Annotated in this window: 20 protein-coding genes, 1 tRNA gene and 1 pseudogene; 12 read left to right on the top strand and 10 right to left on the bottom strand. The window is 45.0% G+C overall.

Features of this window, described 5'->3' with window-relative positions; genetic code table 11:
* Positions 1–206: 206 nt before the first annotated feature.
* From NIES593_RS24995 to NIES593_RS21065, 3 genes and pseudogenes are all read left to right on the top strand, one after another.
* A complete protein-coding gene (locus NIES593_RS24995; RefSeq protein WP_245817686.1) occupies positions 207–977 on the top strand; it encodes a carbonic anhydrase in 771 nt (256 codons plus the stop codon).
* Positions 978–1004: 27 nt separating this feature from the next.
* Positions 1005–1685 (top strand): annotated as a pseudogene (locus tag NIES593_RS24990) (CemA family protein).
* A gap of 126 nt (positions 1686–1811) precedes the next feature.
* Positions 1812–2282, top strand: coding sequence for a CRR6 family NdhI maturation factor (locus tag NIES593_RS21065; protein ID WP_073601452.1), 471 nt, complete (start codon positions 1812–1814; stop codon positions 2280–2282).
* A 7-nt stretch (positions 2283–2289) separates the two neighbouring features.
* On the opposite strand, the gene NIES593_RS21060 is transcribed toward NIES593_RS21065, so the two are convergent.
* Positions 2290–2568 (bottom strand): Mo-dependent nitrogenase C-terminal domain-containing protein, encoded by a 279-nt coding sequence (locus tag NIES593_RS21060; RefSeq protein ID WP_245817684.1) that lies wholly within the window; start codon positions 2566–2568, stop codon positions 2290–2292.
* A 255-nt stretch (positions 2569–2823) separates the two neighbouring features.
* Here NIES593_RS21060 and NIES593_RS21055 point away from each other — a divergent pair, with 255 nt between their 5' ends.
* Both NIES593_RS21055 and NIES593_RS21050 read left to right on the top strand, forming a co-directional pair.
* Entirely contained in the window at positions 2824–3987 is a 1164-nt protein-coding gene (locus tag NIES593_RS21055) for a Na/Pi symporter (RefSeq protein WP_073601450.1), read from the top strand.
* A gap of 224 nt (positions 3988–4211) precedes the next feature.
* Positions 4212–4739: a hypothetical protein gene (locus NIES593_RS21050; protein ID WP_073601449.1), complete on the top strand. Its 528-nt coding sequence runs from the start codon at positions 4212–4214 to the stop codon at positions 4737–4739.
* 4 nt (positions 4740–4743) lie between these two features.
* On the opposite strand, the gene NIES593_RS21045 is transcribed toward NIES593_RS21050, so the two are convergent.
* Both NIES593_RS21045 and NIES593_RS21040 read right to left on the bottom strand, forming a co-directional pair.
* The gene (locus tag NIES593_RS21045) at positions 4744–5814 is read right to left on the bottom strand and encodes an ABC transporter substrate-binding protein (RefSeq protein ID WP_073601448.1); all 1071 of its coding nucleotides are present in this window, start codon (positions 5812–5814) and stop codon (positions 4744–4746) included.
* Positions 5815–5905: 91 nt separating this feature from the next.
* Positions 5906–6553 (bottom strand): TetR/AcrR family transcriptional regulator, encoded by a 648-nt coding sequence (locus tag NIES593_RS21040; protein WP_073601456.1) that lies wholly within the window; start codon positions 6551–6553, stop codon positions 5906–5908.
* 191 nt (positions 6554–6744) lie between these two features.
* Between NIES593_RS21040 and NIES593_RS21035 the strand changes: the two genes are divergently transcribed.
* From NIES593_RS21035 to NIES593_RS21015, 5 genes are all read left to right on the top strand, one after another.
* Positions 6745–7203 carry a YbjN domain-containing protein gene (locus tag NIES593_RS21035; RefSeq protein ID WP_073601455.1) on the top strand — a complete coding sequence of 153 codons (459 nt, stop codon included), beginning with the start codon at positions 6745–6747 and terminating at the stop codon, positions 7201–7203.
* Between the two features lie 157 nt (positions 7204–7360).
* Positions 7361–8143, top strand: a complete 783-nt coding sequence (locus NIES593_RS21030) for a lipoate--protein ligase family protein (protein ID WP_073601447.1) — start codon at positions 7361–7363, stop codon at positions 8141–8143.
* A 33-nt stretch (positions 8144–8176) separates the two neighbouring features.
* Positions 8177–8662 (top strand): allophycocyanin subunit alpha-B, encoded by a 486-nt coding sequence (locus tag NIES593_RS21025; RefSeq protein WP_073601446.1) that lies wholly within the window; start codon positions 8177–8179, stop codon positions 8660–8662.
* Between the two features lie 82 nt (positions 8663–8744).
* Entirely contained in the window at positions 8745–9242 is a 498-nt protein-coding gene (locus NIES593_RS21020) for a hypothetical protein (RefSeq protein ID WP_073601445.1), read from the top strand.
* A 175-nt stretch (positions 9243–9417) separates the two neighbouring features.
* Positions 9418–9927 carry a tetratricopeptide repeat protein gene (locus tag NIES593_RS21015; RefSeq protein ID WP_073601444.1) on the top strand — a complete coding sequence of 170 codons (510 nt, stop codon included), beginning with the start codon at positions 9418–9420 and terminating at the stop codon, positions 9925–9927.
* A gap of 21 nt (positions 9928–9948) precedes the next feature.
* On the opposite strand, the gene NIES593_RS21010 is transcribed toward NIES593_RS21015, so the two are convergent.
* Positions 9949–10767, bottom strand: a complete 819-nt coding sequence (locus NIES593_RS21010; RefSeq protein ID WP_073601443.1) for a carbon-nitrogen hydrolase family protein — start codon at positions 10765–10767, stop codon at positions 9949–9951.
* Between the two features lie 375 nt (positions 10768–11142).
* A complete protein-coding gene (locus NIES593_RS21005) occupies positions 11143–12171 on the bottom strand; it encodes a zinc-dependent alcohol dehydrogenase family protein (RefSeq protein ID WP_073601454.1) in 1029 nt (342 codons plus the stop codon).
* Positions 12172–12465: 294 nt separating this feature from the next.
* On the opposite strand from NIES593_RS21005, the gene NIES593_RS21000 reads away from it, so the two are divergent.
* Positions 12466–12546 (top strand) — tRNA-Leu (locus tag NIES593_RS21000).
* Positions 12547–12586: 40 nt separating this feature from the next.
* Here NIES593_RS21000 and NIES593_RS20995 read toward each other — a convergent pair.
* The 5 genes from NIES593_RS20995 to NIES593_RS20975 form a co-directional block, all read right to left on the bottom strand.
* Positions 12587–14404 (bottom strand): R3H domain-containing nucleic acid-binding protein, encoded by a 1818-nt coding sequence (locus NIES593_RS20995; protein ID WP_073601442.1) that lies wholly within the window; start codon positions 14402–14404, stop codon positions 12587–12589.
* Positions 14405–14454: 50 nt separating this feature from the next.
* Entirely contained in the window at positions 14455–15525 is a 1071-nt protein-coding gene (gene ldpA, locus NIES593_RS20990) for a circadian clock protein LdpA (RefSeq protein ID WP_073601441.1), read from the bottom strand.
* A gap of 360 nt (positions 15526–15885) precedes the next feature.
* Positions 15886–16818 carry a homoserine kinase gene (gene thrB / locus NIES593_RS20985; protein ID WP_073601440.1) on the bottom strand — a complete coding sequence of 311 codons (933 nt, stop codon included), beginning with the start codon at positions 16816–16818 and terminating at the stop codon, positions 15886–15888.
* A gap of 230 nt (positions 16819–17048) precedes the next feature.
* Positions 17049–17753 (bottom strand): 7-cyano-7-deazaguanine synthase QueC, encoded by a 705-nt coding sequence (queC, locus tag NIES593_RS20980; RefSeq protein ID WP_073601439.1) that lies wholly within the window; start codon positions 17751–17753, stop codon positions 17049–17051.
* 62 nt (positions 17754–17815) lie between these two features.
* Positions 17816–18433: a 7-carboxy-7-deazaguanine synthase QueE gene (locus tag NIES593_RS20975; protein WP_073601438.1), complete on the bottom strand. Its 618-nt coding sequence runs from the start codon at positions 18431–18433 to the stop codon at positions 17816–17818.
* Between the two features lie 486 nt (positions 18434–18919).
* Between NIES593_RS20975 and NIES593_RS20970 the strand changes: the two genes are divergently transcribed.
* Positions 18920–19399, top strand: coding sequence for a Tic20 family protein (locus NIES593_RS20970; protein WP_073601437.1), 480 nt, complete (start codon positions 18920–18922; stop codon positions 19397–19399).
* Positions 19400–19463 lie beyond the last annotated feature (64 nt).

Genomic DNA, 19463 nt, shown 5'->3' with positions numbered 1-19463 from the left:
GGTAGCTAAAGTTCTCTTTTGGCTGCCGTTCTTTCTTTTTTAGTCTAAACTCCAGTGAAAAAAGTCGGAGGTATTTGCCTCGTTATTGATGCTAAATGGATTAGCCATTAGTTATTGTTTTTATATTTCTAAATGTTCCCTAATCTTTAAGCTACTCTTCACTGATTTGCTCAATTACAAAGATGCTCAATTATCAGGATTCATCTATGCCAATTAAATGCATGATCCGAGGATTGAGTGAGTTTCAAAATAATTACTTCAATATTCATCAGGAAATGTTCCGCCAGCTATCCCAGGGACAAACGCCTGAAATTCTTTTTATTCCCTGTTCCGACTCTCGAATCGATCTCAATTTACTCACGCAAACTAAACCAGGCGAACTATTTATTATTATGAAAAATTTTTTAGTGCCCCAATCTACAGACAATATTTTCGACAAAATAAGCAGTTCCATAAAAGCCAGCAATCAATGGTTTTTTAAAACTCCAGAAAGAGCTTTAGAGCAAGCTTATCAGGCAGCTTTGAAAATTAAGGCGATAGAGGACGAACATTTCAGCGGTCAAAAAGTTGCTGCTACGTCTAAAATTTATAGTCAAAATATACTGTCTTGTTTTCAGGCTGATGTGGATAAGTATTTAAATATTATCAAAATAAAGATTGCAGAATTTAAAGTTAGTCGTTTACTACTTCGAGGAGCCAATTATAATTTTCTAGATAAGCTTAGTTTTATCGATCAAATTTTAACAAAATATCAGATATCAGCCAAAGCAAAACCTATACTAAAACCTCTTAGTTTGTCTGAAAAACTTGTACCATTACAATTGGCATGCCACTCAAAATCTCAAGTAAAATCATCCGAGATTACTTTAATTGATGTCAAACCTATAAATCAAAAAAGTGGCGTTCTACCTAGATTGATCGGAAGAACGATTGGCAAAATTAAAACTGAAATGAATCCCAATTCAGAAGAAGAATGATTACAAAATTTTCGGCGATCGCGTCGAATTACACAACAGGCTATCAAGTTTGTTGTATTGTTAATTATTATTCCTGCTTTGACTTCAACATTCTCAAAACAACTTCTCATTTTGCCTCTCATCGATCGCTATAGAAGTGGAGAAAAAACACCTATCTTCATTAACTGGGAAATGAAAGAAGAAGCAATGAAGGAGTTTCAATCATTTGAAGAAGAACTAAAATTTGAAAGTCTATTACATCATGCCCCTAAATTTTCTCCAGAAGCTATAGAAGAAAAGATTTCAGAAAAAGCTAACGAATTGGCGGAAGAATTTCGTTACAAGAGTAATAATGCGATCGCCAATGTTTTTGCAGATCTACTAGGACTGATTGCTTTTGCTGGAGTTGTGGCGACTAACCCAAAAGGTGTAATAGCAGTTAAGACTTTTTTAAACGATATTATTTACGGTCTGAGCGATAGCGCCAAGGCGTTTATTCTAATTTTATTTACCGATATGTTTGTGGGATTCCACTCACCCCACGGTTGGGAAGTGATTCTATAAGGATTGGCAAATCATTTAGGAATTCCGGCAAATAGAAGCGCTATTTTTCTATTTATCGCTACGTTTCCAGTTATTTTAGATACTATCTTTAAATATTGGATTTTCCGCTATTTGAATCAGATATCTCCCTCCGCCGTCGCTACGCTTAGAAACATGAATGAGTGACCAAAAACAATTCAAAATTCAAAATTTAGGTTTCAAGCCTCTGGCTTTAACTAGGTTGTACCTTGTTGATAAGATCTGACAGCAAACGATAAAGCATAATAATAACAAGGAATTCAACAGCAAAGCATGATGAGAATTACCTTGGATCGAGAATGTTTACACGGATTGGATCTGTCTCCAGTGAGAGAAGTCGTCGATCGCCTTTTCAAACAGGGCGCGATCGCCACTGGCGAACAAAAAATTAGCTTTGATTTTGATTATCCTCGCGATCCCGCCGATCCGAGAGAACTCTCAGAAATTCCAGAAATCCGATTGTGGTTCGTGCGTTTAGATGCCGCTTATCCTTGGATGCCTTTTCTTCTCGACTGGAAAGCGGGAGAATTAGCCCGTTACGCGGCAATGCTGGTTCCCCATCAATTTAACCGTAGCGAAGGCATCCGGTATAACCCAGAAGCCCTAGAAATTTTTGTCATGCACAAAGTTTTTGTCCTAGCTGACTGGCTCAAACAGCAAGGAATTCCCAGTCAGTCTCGCCTTCAGTCAATGGCGCAAATGTTTGGATACGAGTTAGAGGAATCCTTTCTTAAATTGCTTTAGGAAAGGTTCAAATACTTTCTCCGCACTCTTCGACTAGGTAACAGACAGCACGAAAACGAAGTCCCACCAATTGTTCGTAGAAAGGATTGAGTTTGCATAGCGGTGGGATATGGGCTACCTTGCGACCAAAGAAAATAAGATCTCGTTCAAAGGGACATTGAACCGGAATGACCCGACAAAGAAATCGAGCCAAATTACGATTTTGAATCTCAATAGTATCGAGCCAATAGCGCAAAGCTTCTAACCAGTAGAAAATTAGTTGAGCAATTTTTGAATTGGATCGCATCCTGCTTTGAATCATCGTTGTCAACCAAGAACAGCTACGTGATTTTTGAGCTGTAATTGCTGCTCTCAGTTCCCAACATACGTAGATTGGTTTAGCGTTGGTTAAAGAAACGGATAAGAGTTTGGCTGTTTGTATAAAGATTTCATCAAGGAAGTACTTTCATTTTCTGGGCGTGCTAGCATCAGTCCACTTAAGTGGACTTAAACTATGAGCCAGGAACTGAAGTTCCTGGCAGACTCAAATCTACGAAATTATATGGATAACGTGACGGAAGAAATCGAGCATTCCAGTCAAGAAAAGACTTCTGCTTACTTGTGGATAGGGATCGTTGCCCTCGTTTACTTGCTAATTGTTGCGGTAGGGATAATTAGCTACGGTTTCAAATCGGTTGCGGGCGATCGCGCTCAAGAATTGTTTCAGTTTGCCACCAATCCCCTAGCTGGTTTAATTGTCGGCACCCTGACGACTGCCTTAATCCAATCCTCTAGTACGGTAACCTCTGTCATTGTCGGGTTAGTCGCGGGAGGGCTGCCTGTGACGGTTGCGGTTCCGATGGTGATGGGTGCTAATATTGGGACGACGATTACCAATACCCTTGTCAGTTTAGGACATATCCGCAACCAAGAAGAGTTCAAAAGTGCTTTCGCTGCGGCTACCATTCACGATTTTTTTAATCTAACCTGCGTTCTGATTTTTCTGCCACTGGAGATTGCAACTCATTTTTTAGAAAAGTTTGCCTCATTTTTTGCCAATTTATTCGTTAATAGTTTCTCTACCAGTCTCAATGGCTTCGATGTCATTCAAGTCGCAACTGCCCCTGTCGCGAACCTCTTGAAAGCAGCAACAGAGGTCTTCCCCCATCCGTTTGACGGTCTTGTTCTCATTGCGATCGCTTTAGTACTGATTTTTGTCTCGATCCTCTACATGGGGAAGTTACTGAGACTTGCCATCGTTGGACAGGCAAAGATCCTGTTGCGAAGCGCAATCGGTCGGGGTTCTGCGATGGGAATTTTGTCGGGAATGCTCGTCACTATTTTAGTTCAATCCTCATCGACGACGACCAGTCTGATCGTCCCGCTGGTAGGAACGGGTTTGCTCGCCCTAGAAGAAGCCTATCCTTTTACTTTGGGCGCGAATATCGGCACTTGCGTGACTGCCTTAATCGCAGCCACTGCGGTAGTAGATAACCATCTAGCTGCCCTTGAAATTGCCATGGTTCATCTGTTTTTTAATGTCACTGGGGTAACGCTGATCTATGGCACTCCTTTCTTAAGAAATCTACCTATCTTGGCTGCCCAAACCTTAGCTCAAATTGCCAGCCAAAGAAAGTATATTGCTTTTGCTTATATTTTCAGTGTCTTTTTCTTGATTCCCGCAATTTTATTGGGAGTAACGTCAACGCGATCGCGCCTCCTTTAGTAGTAGCGATTGAGCGATCGCAAAAGTTTGAAAAATTGAGGGTTAGAAATAGCGAAAAAGCCGACGAGGCAATAGAAATTTTTGAAGAACTTTAAGAAGAGAATATCGATATTTTGGTAGTAGTTTGGGAAGGCAATATTGGATAGCTGGGAACAAAGCGATCGCGAAATACGACCCTTTATAGTAACATGTCATTTATTATCGGTTAGGGTCGCCAGATCTCGATGAAGTTACCTAAGCTATTTTTGGGAACGACATTGCTAGCAATATCGAGCTTATCTTTAAGCGTTCGCGACTTATCAGCCCAAGAACCAGAACAACAACAACTAGCCTGTTTCCCCTTACAAGTTATCGGCGGTTCGGGAGAAGAACTCTCAAAGACAGTTTCGCCACCTAGCGTTCCTCTTTTTAATAATAATTGGAATACAGATTTTGCGGTCGATGCTCGCGCGGATTACGATAACTACGTTGCCACGCTAACGCCAGAACATGATGGCGAATACTCGATTAAAATGTATCTGAAGTACAGTAACAATACCACAGATAAATTCTACGACCAAAAAGTGGTCTTATCTGCAGGTCAACCTTTGACTATTTCAGCTACTCCTCGTCGCAACGAGCAACCCTATCAGGTGAATATTTTTGTAGGCGGTTTAGTCTCAGTTGGCAAAACCTATCGGCTTACCGTTGAAGGCTGTTCGCAAGAAAGTTTCAGATTCGACACGGATCCGGATGAAAGGTTCGATCGCTAGAAAACTATTTTCCAATCGCAGCTTTAAATTCTGTCCAAGCTTGGTCATAAAATTTTGTTGCCTCTCCAACATCTTTAATGTATTGCAAATTTTTTAGAGAATCCAAAGGGGGATAAATGGCGGGATTCTTGAGGTTGTTTTTATCCACTAACCCTTTGGTCAAGGCTATTTTATTCGCTGTTGCAAACTTAGCATAGTCGGCATTTTTGGCTGCCGTTTCTGGTTCTAGCATAAAATTAAGAAATTTTTCCGCCAATTCTCTATGGGGCGCACCTTTAGGAATTACCAGGGCATCAGCCCATAAAATCGTTCCCTCTTTGGGAGCCACATAGCGCAAATTTGGATTTTCTGCGGCAACCTTAGCCGTGTCTCCATTCCAATCGGAAGCGAGATCTGCCTCTCCTTGGTTGAGCAAATCTCTACACGTACCCGGACCGAAAGCGACAACCATATCCTTGTGCTTGACGAGTAGGTCTTTTGCCTTGACAATTTCTTCTGGTTGGGTAGTATTGGGGTCGTAACCCAAATAAATCAAAGCGGCAGCTAGAGTAGGACGCATATCGTCTAGCCAAGCGACCCTTCCTTTATACTTGGGGTCAAACATCGCTCCCCAACTGTCAATCTCGCCTCCGGTAGCCTTGATGTTATAGCCAATTCCCATTGTTCCCCAATGGTAAGGAATTGAGTATTGGTTGCCCGGATCGAAGGGAGGATCGAGAAATTTTTTCTCAATGTTAGCAAGATTGGGAAGCTTGTCTTTGTTAAGTTTTTCTAATAAGCCATCGGCAATTAAAATTGCGACCATGTAATCGCTGGGAAAAACCACATCATAGCCCGGATTGCCCGCTTTGAGTTTGGAGTAGAGGGCTTCGTTATTATCGAAGACATCATAGTTGATTTTGGCGCTATACTGTTTCTCAAATTGCGCGATCGCATCTGGAGCCAGATAGTCCGTCCAGTTATAAATATTGAGAACTTGCTCCTTGTCCTTATTATTTCGATCGACACTGCTACAGCCTATTGGTAATGTCAGACCAAATACGAATAAAAGGAGAAGAATCAGCGCTTTTTTCATCGCTTTTGCTTTGGCAACTCAATCGTTAGAAGAACATGGGGTTAGATTACCACAAAACAACTCGATGCGCCTTAATAGCACGTGCGGGTAATTATTCTTTCTCCTTCGCAAGTACTCCGTTGAGAAAAATATCTGCGATGCCTTCTGCCATTTCTTGCAGGGCTTTAGGAGAAGCTTTGGGTTCCATAATAGTGTCATTAGAAAACCCCGCGATCGCAAACATCCCTAAAAAGACTTGAGCAACAATTTTGGGGTTCATTGGGCGATAAATCCCCTTATCCATCGCCGTCTGAAAGAAAGCTTCGGCAACATCAGTCATTTTGGCGATAACTTCTGATTGAATTCGTTCTCGTAACTCCCGATGATACTGCGCCTCAATAAAACACACGCGCAATAGATCGCTATTTTCTTGCAGTCGCATCATTCGCCGCCGCATTACTTGAGCAACCGCCTTATAACTCCCCATCTCGCTAAGTTCCGTCAGCAAATCCGTTAAAATATCTACCCAGCCAGAGGTTGCCACTTCTATAAGAATGGCTTTTTTATTGGCAAAGTGGCGAAATATAGTTCCTTCAGCAACATTAGCAGCTGAGGCTAAATCCTTCGTCGTCGTTCCTTCATATCCTTTAGCAGCAAATAGACGCAAAGCAGCTTGAAGAATGCGAGTGCGAGTGTCATCTTCTTGAAAACTTGAATGGTTGATTGCTTCTGCCGACAGTTGCTGGCGAAAACTTTGCATAATCATAATAGGATTTAGGAGCGAGGGACAGATTGCCCTTAACATCGTAGAGTTATTGTCTACTATGAAACTTCATTATCGATATTAATCTTTATTAAGGATTAAGTTGTGTCGTTGAAAAACCGAATTCGGAGATAGCTATGTCCAATCCCAATCCAGAAACTCTAACAGCCGACAGTCCAAATAGATCGATGAGCGATCGCGAACTTGAAACCATGACGGACGAATTCATCGAACGAACTAGCAGCCACAAAGAAGTCATAGAGACAGTTATCTCTAGCCTAGAACAAAATAACAGTGCTATGGTCGTCCATACCGATTCAGGCTATCTATGGAAATTCCAATACGGTAGCGTAGAAGTTTTCGTCCAGCTAACGGGAGAAAGCGACGAAGATCTGCTCACTGTTTGGTCGCCCGTACTCAAATTCCCAATTCGGGACGAAGCCGGACTGATGCGCAAACTGCTAGAGATGAACTGGTCAGAAACCTTGGAAACTCGTTTTGGCATTAGTGGCGATCGCGTCGTCGTTCTCTCGCAGCGTGCTGTTGCCGACCTTTCCCCAGAAGAAATTTCCAGGGCAATTACCCTCGTTGCCACTATCGCCGACGATAATGACGAATCTCTTAAAGAAGCGTTTGGGGCAGCTTAATAGGTTAGAGGGCAGGGGAGTTGGGGAGACGGGGAGACTGGGGGACTTGGGAGAAAGTTACCTAATCCTCAATCCCACATCCGCCGTTCTCCTTGAAAAGGTTCAACGAACGTGCGGCGGCTTCGCCAAAATCTAAAATCCTTTCATCAAACGATTAATGACCAATCCACAATCCTATTGGCGCTTGATTCCCCTACTCGAAGCAACTGGTGAAATGCAGATGGCGATCGATCGCTGGTTGCTCCAACAGCACCGACAAGGAAAGCATCCTCCTACCTTGCGATTTTATACTTGGTCGCCCGCAGCGATTTCTGTTGGCTATCATCAACATCATTACCCCGAACATTGGCGCCAATTAACCTGGCAAGGAAAGCCAATCGATTTGGTGCGTCGCCCGACGGGAGGACGGGCAGTTCTGCATCAAGGCGATCTGACCTATATGGTCGTCGCGTCGGGCATTCCCGGCAGGCGGACAGAAGTTTATCAAAAGATTTGTGAATTTCTCGTTCGTGGATGGCGATCGCTTGGGATCGAGCTGCGCTATGGCAGTGCCGGACGCGGATACATTCACAATCCCAACTGTTTTGGCACGGCTACTAACGCCGATTTGGTTGCTCCAGACGGACGCAAACTGATTGGTAGCGCCCAACTGCGACAAGGAAATGCCATTTTACAACACGGTTCTATTTTATTAAGCCCCGATCGCCTACTCTTTAGGCAAGTCTTTGGCGACTCTGCCCCCGAACCCGTAAATTTACCAATTCAACTGGCAGAAACTCGCATGAGCCAACAAGTCGTCGTGCAAGCCCTCACAGAAGCAGCCAGTCAGTGTTTTGGCATTGAGTTAGTCACCCGACCTTTATCGGAAATAGAACTTCAAGAAATTTATTGCGCCAATGTCAGCGATCGAGCGCGACATCCGATACTCAACTCAGGATAAACTACATTATGTTAATAGATTCGTGTTGATATCATGAGTGTAGTTAGCCAAGTCATTCTCAAAGCCGACGACGAACTCCGATATCCCAGTAGTGGAGAACTTCAGGGGATTGAAAAATTTTTAAAAACTGGCGAGCAGCGCATGCGCATCGCCCAAACCCTCGCAGAAAACGATAAAAAAATTGTCGATCGCGCCCAAAGCCAATTATTCAGAAAACGTCCCGATTTCAGAGCGCCAGGAGGAAATGCCTACGGTCAGCGCCAATACAATCAATGCCTGCGCGACTATAGCTGGTATTTACGTCTAGTGACCTATGGCATCCTAGCAGGAAGCGTCGAACCAATCGACAAAATTGGTTTAATCGGAGTTAAAGAAATGTATAATTCCCTCAACGTTCCCGTTCCTGGTATGGTTGAAGCCATTCGTTGCCTTAAAGATGCTGCTTTAGGGCTGCTGAACAAGGAAGATGCCATGGAGGCTGCCCCCTACTTCGATTACATTATCCAGGCAATGTCTTAACCGAGCATTGAAAACCAGAAGCTTGAAGTCTGAAAGAATATCATGCTTTTCAGACTTCAAACTTTTAAAATTCAGCATTAATATGTCTGGCACCAAAAAATTCCCTTGGCTTTCTTCTTGTCTGCTAATCCTAACCTATGGGGTTTTTGGCTGGGTTGTCGCTCAATCGAGTCTTGTTTGGAGCGAAGGGATAGTCGCACAAGGAAGAGCCTTAGGTTGGATTATAGACGATAAATCCGTCCATATAGTTATCGATCTCTTAGGTGCCGTTTTAATTTTACTAATCGCGATCGCTTTTACGGCTCCCATTGCCCTGGCAACTATCTTTTTCGGCAGTTGGCTCAAATCAGAAACTAGAGCTTGGATTTCTATTCTAGGATGGGCATTTGCTGTAGTATTTATCATTCGCTGGATTAATTACTTTGCTAGAATTTTGGTCTTGGTATGCGCTGCTCTTTTAGGACGATTGGAATTTCAGGCGGCAGGTTACAATAGCTGGCAAACATTTATTATCCTGACCTTAATCTGTCTCGGTGGATTCACTAGCGGCGTGTTAGCCTTTATGCAGTTAGGACGGTAGATAAAGGGCAGGGGAGACAAGGAGGATAAGGAAGACTGGGAAGTGTGGGGAGAGGGGGAGACAATTAACGACTAACCACTAACCACTAACCACTAACCACTAACCACTAACCACTAACCAATGACCAATGACCAATCCTTTCATCCAAAATCTAAAATCGAATAACTGAATTGCTATGCCTGAAAACTCGGACAAAAAACCCATACAGCGAATACTGATAATCGTAGCGAGTAGTGCTTTTCTGGCAACGATGATATTTCCCATTGCTGGTTTGTTTAGCGATTCTTCCCAACCGTCAAACAATGTAGCGACTATAGATGCACAGTCACTTCAAAAACAATTACAAGAGCAAGCACAGGGATACGAAGCCGTCCTCAAACGCGAACCCGATAACCAAATAGCGCTTCAAGGATTAGCAGAAACGCGACTTCAGATGAACGATCCCAAAGGAGCGATCGCGCCACTAGAGAAATTGGTAAAGTTAGATCCTAATAACCCAATTGGTTTAGAAGGATTGGCAAAGGCACGGATTCGGATGAACGATCCAAAAGGAGCGATCGCACCATTAGAGAAATTGGCGAAATTATATCCCGAACAGCAAGAAATTATTAAAAGCGTGCTGAAACAGCTTAAAGAGCAAGTTGCTCAGGAAAGTCAACAACCCCAACCCCAAAATCAAAAGTAATCGGCACTCGAAAATGTTTGCTTAAGCAAATACGCGGTGTTGCAGCGATGGCATTTGTCGGCGGACTTGTTCGAGGCGAATGGGACTAATTTCTGCGATCGCTATGCCGGGTTTCTCTCCAGCATCTGCTAAAATAACTCCCCAAGGATCGACGATCGTGGCATGACCGTGAGAATAGCGCCTTTCGTAGTGATTTCCCGTTTGTGCGGGTGCGATGACGTAGCAGGTATTTTCGATCGCCCTCGCTTGCAGAAGCGCTTTCCAGTGATCTTTTCCTGTAAAGGCGGTAAAAGCGGCGGGAATAAAGAGAATCTCGGCCCCTTTGAGCGAGAGATGGCGATAAAGTTCTGGGAAGCGAACGTCGTAGCAGATAGAAAGCCCTATTTTGCCTAGCTTATCAGAGGAATAGATGGGCGGTAAGGCATTACCCGCCATAACGGTACTAGATTCTCGATAAGTGTTTCCGTCGGGGACATTCACGTCAAACAGGTGAACTTTCTCATAGCGAGAGACTTCTATTCCGCTCGGATCGACTAGCAAGGCAGTATTATAGGCTTTATTAGGATTGTTCTCGACAGGCACGGGAAATCCCCCGCCTAAAATTGTGACTTGAAACCGTTGCGCCATCGTTTTCAGAAATTTTTCAGCTTTGAGGGCAATCGTTTCAGCTTGAGCGAGCTTCTCTTCTTCTCTACCCAAAAAAGCAAAATTTTCCGGCAACCCGATTAATTCTGCCCCCTGACGGACTGCCAATTCTATTAATTCTTCAGCCTGAACTAGATTTTTTTCTAAGTCAGGCGTGCTAGTCATTTGGAGCGCAGCAGCGAGATAGGACATCATTAGTTTAGTCAGGAATCTTATTGTGAAATAATTAGCTAGAATTGCTTTATTTTATCGCTTTTGATGCTATTGATAGGATGTAAGTCTTATGAAGACAACCGTTTCTAGAATCTTTAACTTTTGCATGTAGCTTGGCTAGTTTGAGTTGAGCGACTTCCCTTCTTTTAGAACCGAGTTGGCATTTAGAAAGCTTTCTATTCGCTTTAATAACTTGTTATGATGGCGAGGATTTTTAATCCGATCGCCATTGCTAACAATAGCAAAATGAGCCAATCCCAAGTCGATCCTTACTGAGTTTTCAGGATCCGATCTTGGTTTAAGTACAACATCAACCACAAAAGAAGCCAAGTATCTTCCGGCTGTATCTTTAAATATTTAAATAATTGTTAATCGTTTGGAGCGATCGATTACCAAGGCAAGCTTGCCCGTCATCGATCCCGTTTCTAGCAAGCGATGAGCCTCTGCCGCCTCTTCTAGGGGAAAAGTTTGACTGAGATGGATTTTCAATTTGCCCTCGTCAATCCAGGCGGCACACTGCTTGAGAATCTCTGTTTGGTGTTTTTGGGCACTCTCCAGCCCCATTAAAGCTGGCGTTAGCATTAATTCTAGGCTAATGCGCAAGTTACGATTGCGGGCGACTTTCAAATTTCCTAAAGCTGGATCCGGTTCGAGAATCGTGACCAAATCTCCATACACCCGTACTGCCGAACAGCTATCAAAAAACGTTTTTCCGCCGACGGTATCGAAGGCGATATCGACTCCTTCTCCATTCGTCCAGTTTAAAACGGCTTGCACGAAATCCGTCTGTTTGTAAAGAATTGGCTCATCGGCACCAAAGTGACGAACTAATCTCTCTTTGTCTGGAGAACCAACTGTCGTACAGACTTGAGCGCCTTTTAGCTTGGCTAGCCCGATGGCAACGTGACCGACTCCTCCCGCACCTGCATGAATCAAAACTTTTTGTCCGGCTTCCAGTCTAGCTCGATCGTAGAGCGATTCCCAAGCCGTAATCAGAACCAAGGGAGCGGCTGCAGCTTCTGCAAAGGAAAGCGATCGCGGTTTGCGAGCAACTAAGCTTTCATCGACGACAGCGAATTGAGCATAATTCCCCGTTCCTGACTTACCGAGTCCTCCAGCGCAGTAATATACTTCATCGCCTGGTTTGAATTCCCGAACCTCAGATCCTACTGCCTCGACAATACCAGCGCCGTCGCATCCTAAAATCGCTGGCATTTGGTCTGGGTAAAAAGTTCCTCGCTGGCGCAGTTTGGTATCGATGGGATTGATGCCTGCAGCTTTGAGTTTAACTAAAATTTCGGTGGGTTTTTCGATTTTAGGTTCTGGCACCTCCTGAAGTGATAAGACATCGGGTTTGCCAGGTGCTCTCATTACAATTGCTTTCATGGGTCTAGTATCGTTCGACTGTTTGTATCGATCGTATTCGATCTTTACTGAACTTATATCTTGCGCCATAACCAATCTAGCCAAGAAATCAATTTTTTGGCTAACAGCATAAGTCTATTAAAATAGACTGAAAGCCTTATCTAGTAATCATTTAGTTTTATAGGCAAGGACTTTTGCTCTCGAGCTTAGGAATTCATTCCCTCGCTCGAGTGAAGCGTGAGTGCCAGATCTGAGATGGAGCGATCGCATCTTACATTTGCGTTTCTATCTGTTATAATGATTTTTTGGACGCAAGCGGACGTGGCGGAATTGGTAGACGCGCTAGATTTAGGTTCTAGTGTCTCTGACGTAAGAGTTCGAGTCTCTTCGTCCGCATCCCAAATAGGGGCAGTTGGCGAAACGCCCCTACCTGTGTTTATGCCGGATAAATCCGTAGCCTGCGGTTGGGTTCTTCTCCAAAACTGTCGGAGTGAAGGCGATAGTGTTCGACGAGTTCGTGTTGCATTTTACGAATTCTCGGCGATCGCGGCAGTAACTCTACGGGTTGCCCAGTGGGGATCACGATTTGTTCGACTGCCAGCCTCGCTTCTTCGAGCGCCTCGATTTCGTCGTCGCTGCCATTGCTGGCAAACAAGTGCAGATCGGTCGTTTCCGGAATATTGGGATCGTCCATTCCCAAAATCCGCCGCAAAGCGCGAGTAATTTGAGGAATGGTATTTGATTTAATTCCGTGGATGGGAATTTGACGCGCTCTGGCAATTTGTCGTAGTTTGGAATGGTTTTTTACATGCGATCGCAGTGCCAATACCACATCGGCATTGTCCATATCTTTTGTGATGACGATGGGAAGATTGAGAATCTCGACAACTTGTTCGATTTGAGAGCGACCGACACCGTAGGGATAGACGTATACGGGCCAGTCTTCTCCATTCGGACCGGGAGTGCGAATTTTTTCTGAGGACTTTTCTGGCTGATACCAAGAGCGATCGAGCATCTGCTCAAAGTCTGTCTTAGCACTGTATCGTTCCCCTTCCAAAGGAGAAACGGGAGTCATCCGTCCCGATGCTCGCCAACCGCTCGGACGAGGCGGAGCTACAACGGTCGGAGCACTACTAACTAACCCTCCTACGGTTTGCAGTTGCGGATGTTCCTCAGTAATCGTTACCTTTCCATTCTCATCGATAGTTCGCACTTGCAGAGTGGGTTCGCGTCCGCGCAACAAGTCATCAACGGTGTTGGCAACATCCTCGTGAACCACCCAACGCTGCCGCTCTAGCATTTCTATCGCAATCTCAAAAGTTGGGGGCGCTTTGCGCTCCAACACGGTCTTTTGAGAACCTCGCCGTCTGGCTTCTTCGTCGCCCAGTGTAACCGCCTGTATCCCGCCTACCAAATCGGATAGCGTTGGATTTTTAATCAAATTTTCAATTCGATTGCCGTGTGCCGTTCCTACCAGTTGTACGCCGCGTTCGGCAATGGTTCGCGCCGCCATTGCTTCGAGTTCGGTACCAATTTCGTCGATGACGATGACTTCTGGCATGTGGTTTTCCACCGCCTCGATCATTACTTGATGTTGAAGTTCTGGACGGGCAACCTGCATTCTTCTGGCGCGACCGATCGCTGGGTGAGGAATATCGCCATCGCCAGCAATTTCGTTGGAGGTGTCGATAATCACGACCCGTTTATGAAACTCATCGGCTAAAACTCTGGCAATTTCCCGCAGGGCAGTGGTTTTTCCGACTCCGGGACGACCTAACAGCAGAATCGATTTGCCTGTTTCTACCAAATCGCGGATCGCCTCGATCGTGCCGAGAATCGCTCGACCGACGCGGCAGGTTAAACCAACAATTTCCCCCGTTCGATTGCGAATGGCACTGATCCGGTGGAGCGTGCGTTCGATTCCTGCTCGGTTGTCGCCGCTAAAAGTTCCCACGCGATCGATCGAATACTGCAAGTCTTCTTTAGATACGGGGACATCGCCTAAATAAACGGCTTCATTTGGAAAGCGAGCCTCTGGAAGCCTTCCCAAATCCATGACCACTTCAACTAAGCTTTCTAGTTTTGGATGCTGCTCGACTTTGGCGCGAATTTTTTCTGGCAGAATTTCTAACAATTTATTCAAATCGTCTGTGATTTGCATCCGGTGGGAAGGGAATGTTTCTGGCATCAATGACAAGGGGGCTACTGATGAATTCGTTTGTTGTGAAAAGTTGTTTGTCTTGGGGTCTAACATAACAACTTAGCGTTAGTCAAGGCTAATGAGAATGAGGTATCAAAAAAAAATTATGGCTGGAGAGAGAGCGCGGCTGACTTGAGCTGGGATACTAGGGAATAGGCTTGCCCGACTGCTTGCCAAAGTAATTGCGGACAATTTTCTAGTTGTGCGGATTCTAATTTGTCTAAAATCGGCGCAAGCAGAGTTCGCGCATAACTTCCGTAGGCAACGCCAGATATATAGAAGCATTCGGAATTCTGCTTGAGTAATCTCATCGATCGCAGTTTGGGTACGGTATGAGAGTTGGTTCCGCCAGCGAGTTGAACGTATCCCGGCAAACGGGCCTTCAAGACTTTTCGGGCAAGCTCGATCGCCGCGCGAGTCGTTCCTCTGCCAATGTCGCCACTCATAGGACGACCGTCGGTTTGCCAAATTAAGGGACAGGGTAAGGGTGACATTAGTTTATAGAGTTCGTACAAGTAATCGATTAGGACTGGATGGTCGGGACAGCTAATCGCGATAACTTTCAATCGATGACACCGGGATGCGATCGCGCTCCAAAGTCGCTTAAAATCTTCTCCATGTCCGACTTGAGTATGAATTTCGATCGCGTCGATGTCCATCTCTTGAATCAAGGGCGCGATCGCACTTGGCGTTGAAACATAGGAACGAGTTATGATAAGCTGGCTCGGACATACGGGCAGACAGCGACCGCAGCCGTAACATCGCGAATCTAACACGCCAGAAAAACCAATTTCTTGAAATGCGATCGCATCTGCGGGACAGATTGTCTCACAGGGGCGATAGCACTCGCTAGGACATTGAGTTGAGTCAAATTCTGCTTTGCGAAAATGGGGATCTTCCCCATCGTTTAAGCTAACCATCAACCAAGGCCGACTAACCCTAGTAAATCCTTTTCCTTTCGCTGCTTCTGCTAGCTCTCTAGCCACGGCAATTCCTTCTTTGGCGGCAGTAATGACGGCTGGATCGGCAGCAACATCTATGCAGTCAGCACCTGCCAGAGTATATGCTAGGGCGAGACTGCGAATGGCAGGAAGGTCTTGGAAGCTAGCTCCGCAGATGAGCTTGAACCAGTTCCCTTCTTTAAGAGAATGTATAGGGTAGTACAGATCGCTCACACCTATATCCTAATGCGATTTCCCTTCAATTGAGGAAGAGATTTGGTCTATCTAAAGACGGGGATCGACTGGCTTGCTTTCTAGTTCCAGATCTAGCTGGCTGATGCAGCCTTTCTCGTTTTTCCGCCGCTGAATATTTCTAGATAGTCCGTAAATAATTCTTGCCGCAACATTTCAAGCTCGGTCTAATTTTTGTCTCCCATGGGAGACAAATTACCAAGATTTAACGACAATTGTCTCACCTCCTCACTCAGTCAGCTCCTCTTACTACTCAATGATCGGGGTTGGGTTTTGGAGGGCGATCGCTAGCATGAATCGCTTAGCATCTTATACTACATTATACTACAAGTATCGAGAATTTTAGCCAATGCTTGTCACTTTTGTCCCCTGAGTATCTATAAAAAGAGAGCGGACTTCTGCGCTGACCCCTTCACTCTTCCAAGCCTCCGTCATAGCTGAGGCGATTGACTCCGCTTGCTCTTTATTGCTAAAAGCGAGTAGAGTAGGACCCGCGCCACTGATAACCATTCCATAAGCGCCAGCAGACAAAGCTGCCGATTTGACCGTTTCATAACCGCGAATTAATCCTTGACGGTATGGCTGATGCAGCTTGTCTTCCATTGCCATGCGCAGCCAGTCTGCCCGTCCCGTTTCTAAGCCCCTCACTAGCAATCCCAAGCGAGCTATATTAAAGATCGCATCGCTGCGATTAATTTGGCTAGGAAGAACCGATCGCGCTTCTTCTGTAGACAGTTCAAAATCGGGAATAGCCACTACGGGAACGACATTGCTATTCCAGGGAATTTCGCAGATTTGCCAATTGCCAGCTTCGCCTACAGATAGCTGACAATTGCCCAGCAGGGCGGGAACGACATTATCGGGATGTCCTTCTAAAGTAATGGCGAGTTCCATTATTTCTGAGACATCTAGGGGAGTTCCGGCAAGCTGATTTGCCCCCACCAATCCGCCGACGATTGCCGTCGCCGAACTCCCCAACCCTCGCGCGAGGGGAATGCCCAACTGAATCTCAATGGCAACCCTTGGGGGCGTTTTTCCCAAGTGCTGATACAGTTTGATAAAAGATTGGTACAAGAGATTGTTTTTGTCTAAACTTACCTTGTGGGCTTCCGTTCCCTTGACTGTAATTTCTACTGTATCCGTTTCTGTCTTTGGCAAGAGGGTAAAGTGAAATTGGTTATAGAGGGTTAATGCTGCCCCCATACAGTCAAAACCAGGACCTAGATTGGCAGTCGTTGCGGGAACGGTAATGGTAATTATTTTGTCATTGGTCATTTAATTTTAGATTTTAGATTTTGGATTTTGGCGAAGCCGCTGCACGCTCCTCGAACCGCTTCAAGGAGAACGGCGGATTTTGGGTTGGTCATTGGTCATTTGTCATTTGTTAGTGGTTAGTCGTTAATTGTCTCCCCATCTTCCCATCTCCCCATTCTTCCTTTTCTCCCTTGTCTGCTTGTCCCCCTTGTCTCCCTCCTCTCCCCACACTCCTCGTCTCCAGTTATCCATCATCCCTTCATCTCTTCCGCGTAGTAGAGTTCTCGTCCGGTGGGGGTCGCCAGTTCGGCAACATTAGCTTCGATAAGGGCGCGATCGCGAATGCGACAGGAATCGCATACCCCACAGGGGTCTTCGCCTCCTTGATAGCAAGACCAGGTATCCTGAATCGGAACCCCCAAACGCAAGGCGCGACGAACGATCTCGACTTTCGAGTCTTTCACCAAGGGAGCAACTAAGCGAGGCGCTTTTCCTTCTACGCCAATTTTGGAAGAGAGGTTGGCGAGTTGCTGGTAAGCTTCGAGGTATTCTGGACGGCAGTCGGGATAACCAGAATAGTCTACCGCATTAATGCCCAAATAAATTGCCTCAGCCCCTTTTGCCTCAGCTAAAGACAGCGCGATCGCAATAAAAACGGTATTTCTACCGGGCACGTAGGTAGCGGGAATTATGTCGGGTTTGACTCCATCTTTAGGCACGTCGATCGACTCGTCAGTCAGGGCAGAACCTCCCCACTGCGATAAATTGACATCGACGGTGTAGTGTTCTTTAATGCCCAATGTTTTAGCAATTTTTGTCGCTGCTGCCAGTTCTCGTTCGTGACGCTGACCGTAACGAAAAGATAAGGCAATAACTTCGTATCCGTCAGCGATGGCAATAGCCGCCGTTGTTGCCGAATCTAATCCCCCAGATAATAAAACTACTGCTTTCGACACGACTGTTAAACTTTCCTCCTCAATCGATCGCCGGACGGATTAGGCATGCCTCGTTCCTACGATTATCTCACCCCTAAAAATTTATGCATCTGTAGACTAATTCGCCATTCGGGGTGTTGCAAGACGTAATCGTATATTATCTGCTGGCTTTGAGGCGTATTCCATTCTGGTTGCAGATATTTGAGTGCTTCTGGCGGAATTCGCGTTGCTTGCTGCTCTGCCCATTGTAAATCTTTGGGATTGGCTACTACAACTTTAAGTTCGCTAACGCGATCGTAGATGCTGTTGTGGGGCGGTTTGTATTGTTTGGGAGAAAATGTTACCCAATCGAATTGACCGCTAAAGGGATGTGCGCCAGAGGTTTCTAAATGAACCCGCAATCCTAACTTTCGCAGTTGTCGGGTTAAAGGATTGAGGTCGTGCATTAGCGGCTCGCCTCCGGTAATAATGACAATAGCGGGATTGGCTGCTTTCGCCTCTGTTGCTAATTCTACGAGCGATCGCTGGGGATAGCGCTTGGCGTTCCACGATTCTTTCTGATCGCACCAAGGACAGTAAACATCGCACCCTCCCAGTCGAATAAAAAAAGCACTGACACCAGTCCAAGCGCCTTCTCCTTGAACCGAGTGAAAGGTTTCGACAATGGGATAGGTTATCGTCTCGATAATAGTTGTTTTCATAGATCGCGCCCCAATAACAGAACAGTCGGCGATTTCAATTGCTGCTTCATTTGCCTAGTCGTCTAAAGACGACTAGACAAGTGTTTTAGTCCATTTCAATGGACTTATATAAGACGGGGAATTAATTCCCCGGCGGCTAATGCGAAGAGTGCGACATCTTAGCATACTTGGAAAAAGGGAAAAGGGGAAAAATGTGTAATTAATTTTGTCTACCTACTTATTAGGGAATTGGCTAGGATGGTCAATTGAGTGCGATCGCGCTTTCGCGTTTTTTGCAGTCTAAACCCTTTTCCATTATCTCGAATCCGCCTGGGTTTAGAAACTAACTGTTAAGCTTTGTAGGATAGTTTAGATTTTCCAATGAGAGGCGATCTGCACAGCGTTTCCCAAGGCGCAAACCAAGCCAATGCGATCGCAGCTTTCTCTTTCTGATGTCATCATAGTAAGAGTGATATTTTTTAGTTAAAAACCTTAGGAGAAAAAACAATGGCTGCACCTGGAGTTACAGAAGCCAAAGATCGCGTTCTCGCGGCTCTTATTTATATACTACCTTTGATTTATGGTTTACCTTTCGGTATTCCGTTACTCAAAGACTTTCCCATTTTGAGTACGCTTTACGTTCCCCTGTCTCCCTTAATTTCTCTTTATTATGGTTTTCCCTTAATGGGAATAATTATTTTCTTTGTTTTGCTCTTTGCTGTCGTTAGAAATGAGCGAGTCAGTCACTTCATTCGTTTTAATGCCATGCAAGTAATTCTTTTAAACATTCTTTTGTTTATCGGAAATTTAATCTTTGCCATTCTCGAACAAGGTTTTTCGCCAAATAGTTTATTAATACTAACTCTTTTAAATACAGTCTTTTTAGGAACTGTAGGGGCTAGCATCTATGGAATGGTGCAATCTGCAAGAGGTTTTTATGCAGAACTGCCAGGAATTGCCGAAGCTGCTTATTCTCAGGTGCGTTGAAAGTTCTTCGATCGCAATCATTTGACTGGCTATTAATGTCAGTCATTTTTTTGATTGATTTATT

Source organism: Hydrococcus rivularis NIES-593, assembly GCF_001904635.1.
Classification (GTDB): domain Bacteria; phylum Cyanobacteriota; class Cyanobacteriia; order Cyanobacteriales; family Microcystaceae; genus Hydrococcus; species Hydrococcus rivularis.
The sequence above is the reverse complement of the archived record's forward strand: the minus strand, read 5'-3'. Positions and strand labels throughout refer to the sequence as shown.

Bases quoted from the DNA above. Each gene is read 5' to 3' on its own strand.
- NIES593_RS24995 (WP_245817686.1), top strand. From the start codon at position 207: ATGCCAATTAAATGCATGATCCGAGGATTGAGTGAGTTTCAAAATAAT.
- NIES593_RS21065 (WP_073601452.1), top strand. From the start codon at position 1,812: ATGATGAGAATTACCTTGGATCGAGAATGTTTACACGGATTGGATCTG.
- NIES593_RS21060 (WP_245817684.1), bottom strand. From the start codon at position 2,568: ATGCGATCCAATTCAAAAATTGCTCAACTAATTTTCTACTGGTTAGAA.
- NIES593_RS21055 (WP_073601450.1), top strand. From the start codon at position 2,824: ATGGATAACGTGACGGAAGAAATCGAGCATTCCAGTCAAGAAAAGACT.
- NIES593_RS21050 (WP_073601449.1), top strand. From the start codon at position 4,212: ATGAAGTTACCTAAGCTATTTTTGGGAACGACATTGCTAGCAATATCG.
- NIES593_RS21045 (WP_073601448.1), bottom strand. From the start codon at position 5,814: ATGAAAAAAGCGCTGATTCTTCTCCTTTTATTCGTATTTGGTCTGACA.
- NIES593_RS21040 (WP_073601456.1), bottom strand. From the start codon at position 6,553: ATGCAAAGTTTTCGCCAGCAACTGTCGGCAGAAGCAATCAACCATTCA.
- NIES593_RS21035 (WP_073601455.1), top strand. From the start codon at position 6,745: ATGAGCGATCGCGAACTTGAAACCATGACGGACGAATTCATCGAACGA.
- NIES593_RS21030 (WP_073601447.1), top strand. From the start codon at position 7,361: ATGACCAATCCACAATCCTATTGGCGCTTGATTCCCCTACTCGAAGCA.
- NIES593_RS21025 (WP_073601446.1), top strand. From the start codon at position 8,177: ATGAGTGTAGTTAGCCAAGTCATTCTCAAAGCCGACGACGAACTCCGA.
- NIES593_RS21020 (WP_073601445.1), top strand. From the start codon at position 8,745: ATGTCTGGCACCAAAAAATTCCCTTGGCTTTCTTCTTGTCTGCTAATC.
- NIES593_RS21015 (WP_073601444.1), top strand. From the start codon at position 9,418: ATGCCTGAAAACTCGGACAAAAAACCCATACAGCGAATACTGATAATC.
- NIES593_RS21010 (WP_073601443.1), bottom strand. From the start codon at position 10,767: ATGATGTCCTATCTCGCTGCTGCGCTCCAAATGACTAGCACGCCTGAC.
- NIES593_RS21005 (WP_073601454.1), bottom strand. From the start codon at position 12,171: ATGAAAGCAATTGTAATGAGAGCACCTGGCAAACCCGATGTCTTATCA.
- NIES593_RS20995 (WP_073601442.1), bottom strand. From the start codon at position 14,404: ATGTTAGACCCCAAGACAAACAACTTTTCACAACAAACGAATTCATCA.
- thrB (WP_073601440.1), bottom strand. From the start codon at position 16,818: ATGACCAATGACAAAATAATTACCATTACCGTTCCCGCAACGACTGCC.
- NIES593_RS20975 (WP_073601438.1), bottom strand. From the start codon at position 18,433: ATGAAAACAACTATTATCGAGACGATAACCTATCCCATTGTCGAAACC.
- NIES593_RS20970 (WP_073601437.1), top strand. From the start codon at position 18,920: ATGGCTGCACCTGGAGTTACAGAAGCCAAAGATCGCGTTCTCGCGGCT.